General features: G+C 48.6%; 5 protein-coding genes and 1 tRNA gene. 5 read left to right on the plus strand and 1 reads right to left on the minus strand.

Going from position 1 to position 8932, the window contains the following annotated elements:
• Positions 1–672: 672 nt before the first annotated feature.
• Positions 673–1305, minus strand: coding sequence for a diguanylate cyclase (locus ACFQ2T_RS13135; RefSeq protein WP_379035141.1), 633 nt, complete (start codon positions 1303–1305; stop codon positions 673–675).
• 258 nt (positions 1306–1563) lie between these two features.
• Here ACFQ2T_RS13135 and htpG point away from each other — a divergent pair, with 258 nt between their 5' ends.
• The 5 genes from htpG to ACFQ2T_RS13160 all read left to right on the plus strand — a co-directional run bounded on the left by htpG (position 1564) and on the right by ACFQ2T_RS13160 (position 8714).
• On the plus strand, positions 1564–3477 hold the full coding sequence (gene htpG, locus ACFQ2T_RS13140; RefSeq protein WP_379035143.1) for a molecular chaperone HtpG: 1914 nt from the start codon (positions 1564–1566) through the stop codon (positions 3475–3477).
• A 158-nt stretch (positions 3478–3635) separates the two neighbouring features.
• A complete protein-coding gene (locus ACFQ2T_RS13145; RefSeq protein ID WP_379035145.1) occupies positions 3636–4907 on the plus strand; it encodes an OmpP1/FadL family transporter in 1272 nt (423 codons plus the stop codon).
• Positions 4908–5109: 202 nt separating this feature from the next.
• Positions 5110–7611 (plus strand): glycogen/starch/alpha-glucan phosphorylase, encoded by a 2502-nt coding sequence (locus ACFQ2T_RS13150; protein WP_379035148.1) that lies wholly within the window; start codon positions 5110–5112, stop codon positions 7609–7611.
• A 102-nt stretch (positions 7612–7713) separates the two neighbouring features.
• Entirely contained in the window at positions 7714–8460 is a 747-nt protein-coding gene (locus ACFQ2T_RS13155; protein ID WP_379035150.1) for a DUF4197 domain-containing protein, read from the plus strand.
• 177 nt (positions 8461–8637) lie between these two features.
• A tRNA-Met gene (locus ACFQ2T_RS13160) sits at positions 8638–8714 on the plus strand.
• The last annotated feature ends 218 nt before the right edge of the window (positions 8715–8932 follow it).

Raw genomic sequence — 8932 nt, forward strand, 5'->3', positions numbered from 1 at the left:
TCGCCACTAGGCGAGTGACTTTTCTTTGCTTGCCCAAAGAATAAGTAACCAAAAGAAAGGGCACCCTAGCTTCCGCTTGTTTCCTGCGTTGCTCATCAAAATAAGCGGTTGCGAAACTCGCCCTAACAAGCCACATACTTCGTGGCTTGTTGCGGAGCTCAGACAGTCGCTCCCTTCCTTCTTATTTTGACTCCGCTACTCGGCGCGTCAGATAGGGGACCCTGAAAGACACTACGCAGTTATTTGGGTGAATTTCCTACCATTGCATCCCGCTCGATCATCATAAGAAAACAAATCAAAAACAAAGCAGAAAGATCGTTGGCGGGTTAGTCTTAGATTACACAGGTACTTAGCGCCCTCAACCATGGCAGTTAACTGAAATCTCATCGTGGTGGTTTTAAACGGGCCCTATCTGACGCGCCGAGTAGCGCAGTCAGCGTGGGAGGGGTCGGCCAGCGTCTGTTCGAGTTCCGCAACAAGCCACGTTCTGTGTGGCTTGTCAGGGCGAGTTTCGTTGGCTGCCCACGCTGATGAGCAACGCAGGAAACAAGCGGAAGCTAGGGTGCATTTCTTTTGGTTACTTATTCTTTGGGCACACAAAGAAAAGTAACTCGCCTAGAGGCGAAAAAGAATGCTATACAAGTTCTCAATCCATACTTATTGAGATCAATACTATCTCAACAAAATAATCCGATTAATCTGCCCTAATCGAAACGCCGTTGTACTCATCTTCCCACCCTTCAACGCCAACGGCCTGATCGGGCATGGCGGAATCCGCCTTCCATCCTCCAGCAACGTATCATCCTCTGCCGTCGATTGCCAAACCCCGCCATTCACTGGCCTAAACTGCCATCTGATATACCCAACCTTGGCACCTAACTGCAACATCTCATCCCGATCCGGTGCTTCACTCACAAGCAGCTCGTTTTCCAGTTCTTCATCATATTTACCGAATGCCTGTTTGCACGCGAATGTTTCCTGATCTGTTGCGCCGATATATGTGCATGCCCTGTGCTCTTCGCGCTGTACATCCCAGGCACCTAACTGCCATGCAGCATCCAGCACGGCTTCTTCGACCATTTCAGGCTGGCGCCAGCGGTCATTGATTTGTAAGGCTGAGCCCGGTACAGGTTGCAGCACCGGTTTTAACATCGGTAATGCTGCCATCGGCTGCTTGCGGAAGCCATGCCAGTGCAGCATCAGCAGCAATGGCGTATCCGCTCGCGGTACCGCAGTCAATGTCACTGCGGTTAATGGCAGTTGCATGACCTGCATTTGCTCAATCAAAGTGTGAAAAATATTCATGATCCACTCCTCATTACTTAACAAAGCCTTTTCAATAAATAGCTAGCAAGAAGCGTGCTGAGCGCGGCTTTTTAAATCGGCAAGCAGCACGATGAACAAGGTATTTGACAGGTATATGGCGTGCGTGGACTTATGCTGTAATCATGGGTTAGGTACATGATTTCCGGCATCGGTCATTCCCCCTCTTGAAAAACGGTTTTGTTTTCCCCATCTAAACAAAAATTTTTATGTTTAACCCCCGTTATTTGGAGAACCGTTATGACGACAGCGACAGCAGAATCGCCATCTAAACAAACCATGGGCTTTCAGGCCGAGGTCAAACAATTACTACAGTTGATGATTCATTCGCTGTATAGCAATAAAGAAATCGTATTGCGTGAGTTAATCTCAAACGCGTCTGATGCGGCGGATAAATTGCGCTTTGAGGCGATCTCAAATGGCAGCCTGTATGAAAATGACAGTGAGCTCAGCATTAAAATCGCGTTTGATAAAGACGCACGCACGGTGACCATTTCTGACAATGGCATCGGTATGCGTCGCGAAGAAGTGATTAATAACATCGGTACCATTGCCAAATCGGGCACCAAGGAGTTTTTCCAGAACCTCACCGGTGACCAGGCCAAGGATGCCAACCTGATCGGCCAGTTCGGTGTCGGTTTCTATTCCAGCTTTATCATCGCTGACAAAGTCACGCTGATCACTCGCCGTGCTGGCGAGACTGAAGCCATCAAGTGGGAATCTGGCGGTGAAGGCGATTTCACGATTGAGGCGACTGAAAAAGCAAGTCGTGGTACTGAAGTGATCCTGCATCTGCGCGAAGGCGAGGAGGAGTTCCTGAATGACTGGAAACTGAAAACCATCGTCCGTAAATATTCTGACCATATCACTTTGCCTATCGTGATGAAAAAGTCCGAATGGAAAGATGGCGAGAATGGCGAAGGTGGCCAGATGGTGGCGACGGATGAAGATGAAACCATCAATACCGCTTCTGCTTTGTGGGCGCGTAGCAAGAGCGATATCAGTGAAGAAGAGTACAACGAGTTTTACAAACACGTGTCGCACGATTATGAAAACCCGCTGGCGTATACGCATAGCCGCGTAGAGGGCAAGCAGGAGTATATTTCCCTGCTCTATGTGCCAAGTAAAGCGCCGTTTGATTTGTACGACAGAGAGCGTCGCCAGGGTATCAAGCTGTACGTGAAACGTGTGTTTATTATGGAAGAAGCGGAAAAGCTGATGCCACAGTACCTACGTTTTGTTCGCGGGGTGATTGATTCTGCCGACTTACCGTTAAACGTGTCGCGTGAAATCCTGCAAGACAGCCGCGATGTGGAAGCGATCAAAAACGGTTCAGTGAAGAAAGTGCTGAGCCTGCTGGAAGATATCGCAGAAAACAAACCGGAAGAATATAGCAAGTTCTGGGGCGAGTTTGGTCGTGTGCTGAAAGAGGGCCCGGGCGAAGACTTTGCCAACAAAGACAAGATTGCCGGTTTACTGCGCTTTGCTTCTACGCATGCAGATAACGATACACAAGATGTGTCACTCAAAGATTATGTCGGCCGGTTTAAGACAGAGCAGGAAGTGATTTACTACATCACTGCCGATACTTTTGCCGCTGCCAAGAACTCACCGCACCTGGAAATTTTCCGCAAAAAAGGCATTGAAGTGTTGTTGTTGTCTGACAAAGTGGATGAATGGCTGTTGGGCAGCCTGACCGAGTTTGAAGGCAAGAAGCTGCAATCCATCGCCAAAGGTGATCTGGATTTAGGCAAGCTGGAAGACGAAGCTGATAAAGAAGCCCAGAAGCAGGTGGAAGAAAATGCTAAAGGTCTGGTGGAGCGCATCAAGGCGGCGCTGGGTGATGCGGTGAAGGAAGTAAAAGTGACGCATCGCTTAACTGATTCTCCAGCTTGTCTGGTAGCTGGTGAGCACGATCTTTCCGGTAATCTGGCGCGTATTCTGAAAGCAGCCGGACAACAGGCGCCTGAGAGCAAGCCTATCCTGGAAGTCAACCCAGCGCACAGGTTGGTTGAAAAACTGCAGGCTGAAAGTGATGATGCGAAATTTGCCGATTATGCGCATGTGCTGTTTGACCAGGCTTTGCTGGCAGAAGGCGGACAGTTGGAGGATCCTGCCAGCTTTGTGAAACGCATCAATAGCCTGATTCTTTAAGTCTTAGTTAAATATTCAGCAAGATTGGCTTCAAATATAAAACCCGCTTAGGCGGGTTTTATATTTTTATAAGTTATATCAATATAATCCAAAATTATTTTCAGGTATTAAGGAAGCTTGGTAGATTAAAAGACTCAACGATTGTTAAGGGGCTGGATATGCGCACTACCGTGAAACTGTTGCCGTGGTTGTTATCAATAATGGCTGGCCACGCCTTCGCCACCGATGGTTATTTTGCCCACGGCTATGGAGTTAAGGGTTTGGGTTTGGGTGGCGTGGGCATTGCGCTGCCGCAAGACGCGCTGGCAGCGGCTACCAATCCGGCTGGTTTGGGTATTGTCGGTGACAGGATCGATTTTGGCGTCACCTGGTTCAAGCCAGACCGTGACGTTCGCCTCAGTAATACCGCCGGTGGCAGCGGGGCGCTGGATGGCCGTTATGATGGCAATGATACCGAACATTTTTTTATTCCTGAATTTGGCTATAACCGGGTGATCAATGACCGCACCACACTGGGCGTGAGTGTCTATGGTAATGGCGGCATGAATACGGACTACAAGGATGGCATTCCTTATTTCAATACGACTGGCAGCCGCACGGGGATTGATTACCTGCAAGTAGTGGTGGCGCCAACCGCTACCTGGCGCGTGAATGAACAGCATGTGTTGGGCGTGTCACTGAATCTGGCCTACCAGCGTTTTGAGGCGAAGGGTTTGCAGAACTTTGATAATGCGCTCTCAACGACTTCTGTCGGCAATGTGACCAACAACGGACATGATAATTCTTATGGCGCCGGCTTGCGTTTCGGCTGGGTTGGCCAGGTGAGTGATGCCGTGACTTTGGGTGCCACTTATCAAACCAAAACCTACGCCAGCAAGTTTGATAAATATAAGGGCCTGTTTGCAGAAGGCGGCGATATTGATATTCCGGCCAATTATGGCATTGGTATTGCCATTAAAACCACGCCATCATTAACATTGGCTGCCGATGCGCAACGTATTCTATATTCTGATGTAGATTCTATTGGTAATCTGTCATTGAGCAATTTATTGGCTGGCAATGCCCTTGGTTCATCTAAAGGTCCAGGGTTTGGTTGGCGAGACGTTACGGTCTTCAAGGTCGGTGCACAATATGCTTATAGCGACACATTAACGTTGCGTGCTGGCTACAATCACAGCTCCCAACCGGTACGCAGTAGCGAGACCCTTCTTAATATCCTGGCACCTGCTGTGGTGCAGGATCACCTTACATTAGGCGCAACCTATACTTTGCCGAACAAAGCTGAGCTTTCCTTCTTCTTCGCGCATGCCTTTGAAAACAAAGTGCGCGGTAGTAACTCTATTCCTGCAGGTGCGCCATTCGGCGGCGGAGAGGCTGACTTACGTATGAACCAGAATTCCCTGGGTGTTGCTTACGGTTGGGCGTTGTAGGCTAAATCTGTGATTTTCTATATGATTGTCTGAGTGCGTTTCCGCTTTCAGTCATTAAAATTACATTTATCGTAATTTATAATAAAGCCATGGCACCTTCGCCGTGGCTTTTTGTCATAAAGGGCAATAGCCGCGACAGGCTTGTTTTTTGCTTTTAAGTTAGACAATCACATCCGTTATTGATTATTTCAGGGGAAGATGCATGGCCACTAATGCCAAATCCACACGTAACAAGACTAACAAGATAGAAACCATCCATAACGCTGAAGACTTTTTGCTGACGCAGTTGCCGATTCCGCAAGCTTTGCGCAACCATCTGACATTTTCTCTTGGTAAATCCAACTCCTGGGCCACCACGCGAGACTGGTACCAAACCGCGGCCTTTACCGTGCGCGATCATTTAATGAGTCGCTGGGTGATTACCCGTGACGCTTATCGCGATGCCAATACCAAGCGTGTCTATTATTTATCACTAGAATTTTTGATTGGCCGCATGCTGTCTAACGCGGCACTGAATTTGGGCGTTGCACCGGAACTAAGCGAGGGTCTGCAGGAAATCGGCCAGCAGCTGGAAGGCGTAGCCGAGATGGAGCCGGATGCCGCGCTTGGCAACGGTGGTCTGGGCAGATTGGCGGCGTGTTTCGTAGACTCCATGGCGACCATGGACATCCCGGCGACTGGTTATGGCATACGCTATGACTATGGCATGTTCAGGCAAAGCATTGAGGGTGGTCAGCAGGTTGAAAACCCGGATAACTGGCTGCGCTACCAGAATATCTGGGAAGTGCAGCGCCCTGAGCATACTTGCGAAGTAAAATTTTATGGCCGTGTAGTGCAGGTGCATACAGAGCGGGGCAATGAGCGCCACTGGATAGATACCGCCAGCGTAGTGGCCATGCCGTATGATGTCCCAGTGCCGGGTTATGGCACACAAACCGTTAATAATCTGCGCTTGTGGTCTGCCAAAGCCGCTAAAGAGTTTGACCTGGCATCGTTTAATCAGGGTAATTACGATAAGTCTGTCGAAGGTCGTCATGGGGCGGAGACTATTTCCCAGGTGCTGTATCCAAACGATGCTTCCGAATCTGGTAAAGAATTACGTTTAAAGCAGCAATACTTTTTTGTGTCAGCCTCTACGCAGGATATCCTGCACCGCTTTATCACCAATAATCCGGACTGGGAAACCTTGCCGGAAAAAGTCGCCATCCAGCTAAACGATACCCATCCTGCGATTGCCGTGGCTGAAATGATGTACCAGCTGATTGATCATTACCACCTAGCGTGGGACAAAGCCTGGAGCCTAGTCACTAAAATATTTGCCTACACCAATCACACGCTGATGCCAGAGGCGCTCGAAACCTGGTCGGTGGATCTGTTTTCATCGTTGCTTCCACGCCACCTCGAAATCATTTACGAAATCAACCATCGTTTCCTGCAGATGGTAAACCAGCATTTCCCGGGCGACAGTGGCTTGCTTAGCCGCGTTTCCATTATTGATGAAGCGAATGGGCGCCGTGTGCGTATGGCGCATCTGGCCGTGGTCGGCAGTCACACGGTGAATGGCGTGGCCGCATTGCATAGTGAATTACTCAAAACCACATTGTTTGCCGATTTCAATAAAATCTATCCGGGCAAGTTTACCAATGTGACCAACGGCATCACGCCGCGTCGCTGGCTCAATCAGGCTAACCCTTTGCTGACCGATTTGCTAACCAAGCATATAGGTACGGGTTTTCAGAAAGACCTGGGGCTGATAAAAAATATCGAGCCTTTGGCAGATAATGCTGCCTTCAGGAAAGCTTTCCGCGAGGTCAAAGCGGCCAATAAGCAGCGTCTGGCCTATAAGATACTGCAGAAAACGGGTGTGGCGATTAACCCGCAAGCGATATTTGATGTACAGATCAAACGTATTCACGAATATAAGCGCCAGTTATTAAATGTGTTGCATGTCATCACCCTGTACAACCGGATTCGTAGCGGCCAAGCAAAGAACCATGTGCCGCGCGTGGTGATCTTTGCCGGTAAAGCCGCGCCAGGTTACTGGCTGGCCAAACAGATCATCCGCTTGATTAATGATGTCGCGACTTTGATTAACAATGACCCGGTAATCGGTGACCAGCTGAAAGTGGTTTTCTATCCAAACTATGAAGTGAGCGCCGCTGAAATCCTGTTCCCGGGTGCCGACTTGTCCGAGCAGATTTCTACTGCCGGTACCGAGGCCAGCGGCACCGGTAATATGAAAATGGCACTCAATGGCGCACTGACCATAGGCACGCTGGATGGTGCCAATGTAGAAATCAAGGAAGAAGTGGGTGACGAGAATATCTTTATCTTCGGCCTGACTACACCTGAGGTCGCGCAAATCAAGGCCAGCGGCTACAATCCATGGGATTATTACAACGGTAACGCTGAGTTGAAGCAGGTTATCGACATGATAGGCAATGGCTTCTTTTCAGTGGGTGAACTGAATCGCTACCAAGCGATTGTCGATACCTTGTTGCATAAAGGCGACCATTACCTGTTGCTGGCAGACTATGCGGCCTATGTTGAGGCGCAGGAGAAAGTGGCCGCCTTGTACCAGGATGAAGAAGCCTGGTCACGCGTGGCAATTTTGAATGTAGCGCGCATGGCGAAGTTTTCCAGCGACCGTACCATAGGCGAATATGCAAATCGTATCTGGAAGGTGAAACAGTTCAAAGCCTGATTCAGCTTCACAAAAAGTAGTTCTCAAGCAAAGCAAGTCCTTATGGACTTGCTTTGTGCTTTATGGGTACACTAGAACCAGCCTTTTTGATGGGGAAATATAATGAAAAAAACAGCATGCATACTAGTATTCGGCTTGATGATTACCAACGCGCAGGCGTTAGACCTCAACGGCCTGGGTGATGTCGTCAATAAAGTAAGAGGTGGTTCCGCAACTGGCAATGATGCGGCTGTCAGCAATTTAACCGACAAAGAGACGAACGATGGTCTCAAGCTCGCTCTTAACCAGGGCGTGACCAAGGCCGTGGATGTGCTTGGTGCGACAGATGGATTCCTGGGTAATAAAGAAGTGAAAATTCCGTTGCCGGATTCATTGAAGAAAATAGAAAAAGGTATGCGTATGGTCGGCATGGGTGGCCAGGCGGATGATCTGGTGCTGAAAATGAACCGTGCTGCCGAGCAAGCGGTGCCAGAAGCGAAGACATTATTGGTTAACTCCATCAAGCAAATGAGTCTTGCCGATGTCAAAGGCATCCTGACCGGTCCCCAAGATGCGGCGACGCAGTATTTCAAAAAAACCACTTCTACTGATATGGCTGCAAAATTCCTGCCTATTGTGCAAAAGGCAACTGCCAATGTGCAATTGGCCGATACCTATAATAAGTATGCGGAAATGGGCAGCCAGTTTGGTGTGGTGAAAAAGGAAAACGCCAACATCAATCAATATGTTACCCAGAAGGCACTGGATGGTGTTTACCTGATGGTGGCAAAAGAAGAAGCCGCCATTCGCCAGGACCCTCTGGGTCAGGCGAGTAACTTGCTGAAAAAAGTATTTGGTGCTGCCAAGTAGTTTGTATTCAGGCCACAATTAAAAAACGCCGTTTCCAACGGCGTTTTTTAATTCCTGATCAATCATTGTTTATACATCTGTCTGAAACAATTTTCTGATTTTGTGTTGACACACCTTTCGATTCCTTGCTATAGTCTCACCTCTCGACGCAACACAAGTTTTACTAGTCGATTCGGACGCGGGATGGAGCAGTCTGGCAGCTCGTCGGGCTCATAACCCGAAGGTCACAGGTTCAAATCCTGTTCCCGCAACCAAGCAAATAAATTCGTTTTAATTGAAATAAATTTCCTGCTTGACCGATTTAAATTGCGCTGTATAATGCGCACCTCGTTAACGCAAAGCGTTGATGTTGAAGGCCCTGGTGGCTGTGTTCTTTAAAAATTAGGATGACTGATAAGTGTGGGTGTTTGTAGTTGGGTGAAGCGCATTTGATGCGTAGAAGCCTCAGAAAATACAAATGCTTTACACTTAG

Source organism: Methylophilus flavus (assembly GCF_042678905.1).
Lineage (GTDB): Bacteria > Pseudomonadota > Gammaproteobacteria > Burkholderiales > Methylophilaceae > Methylophilus > Methylophilus flavus.

What these genes read in the sequence shown, in the direction of transcription:
- ACFQ2T_RS13155 (WP_379035150.1), top strand. Translation starts at nt 7,714, where the DNA reads ATGAAAAAAACAGCATGCATACTAGTATTCGGCTTGATGATTACCAAC.
- htpG (WP_379035143.1), top strand. Translation starts at nt 1,564, where the DNA reads ATGACGACAGCGACAGCAGAATCGCCATCTAAACAAACCATGGGCTTT.
- ACFQ2T_RS13150 (WP_379035148.1), top strand. Translation starts at nt 5,110, where the DNA reads ATGGCCACTAATGCCAAATCCACACGTAACAAGACTAACAAGATAGAA.
- ACFQ2T_RS13135 (WP_379035141.1), bottom strand. Translation starts at nt 1,305, where the DNA reads ATGAATATTTTTCACACTTTGATTGAGCAAATGCAGGTCATGCAACTG.
- ACFQ2T_RS13145 (WP_379035145.1), top strand. Translation starts at nt 3,636, where the DNA reads ATGCGCACTACCGTGAAACTGTTGCCGTGGTTGTTATCAATAATGGCT.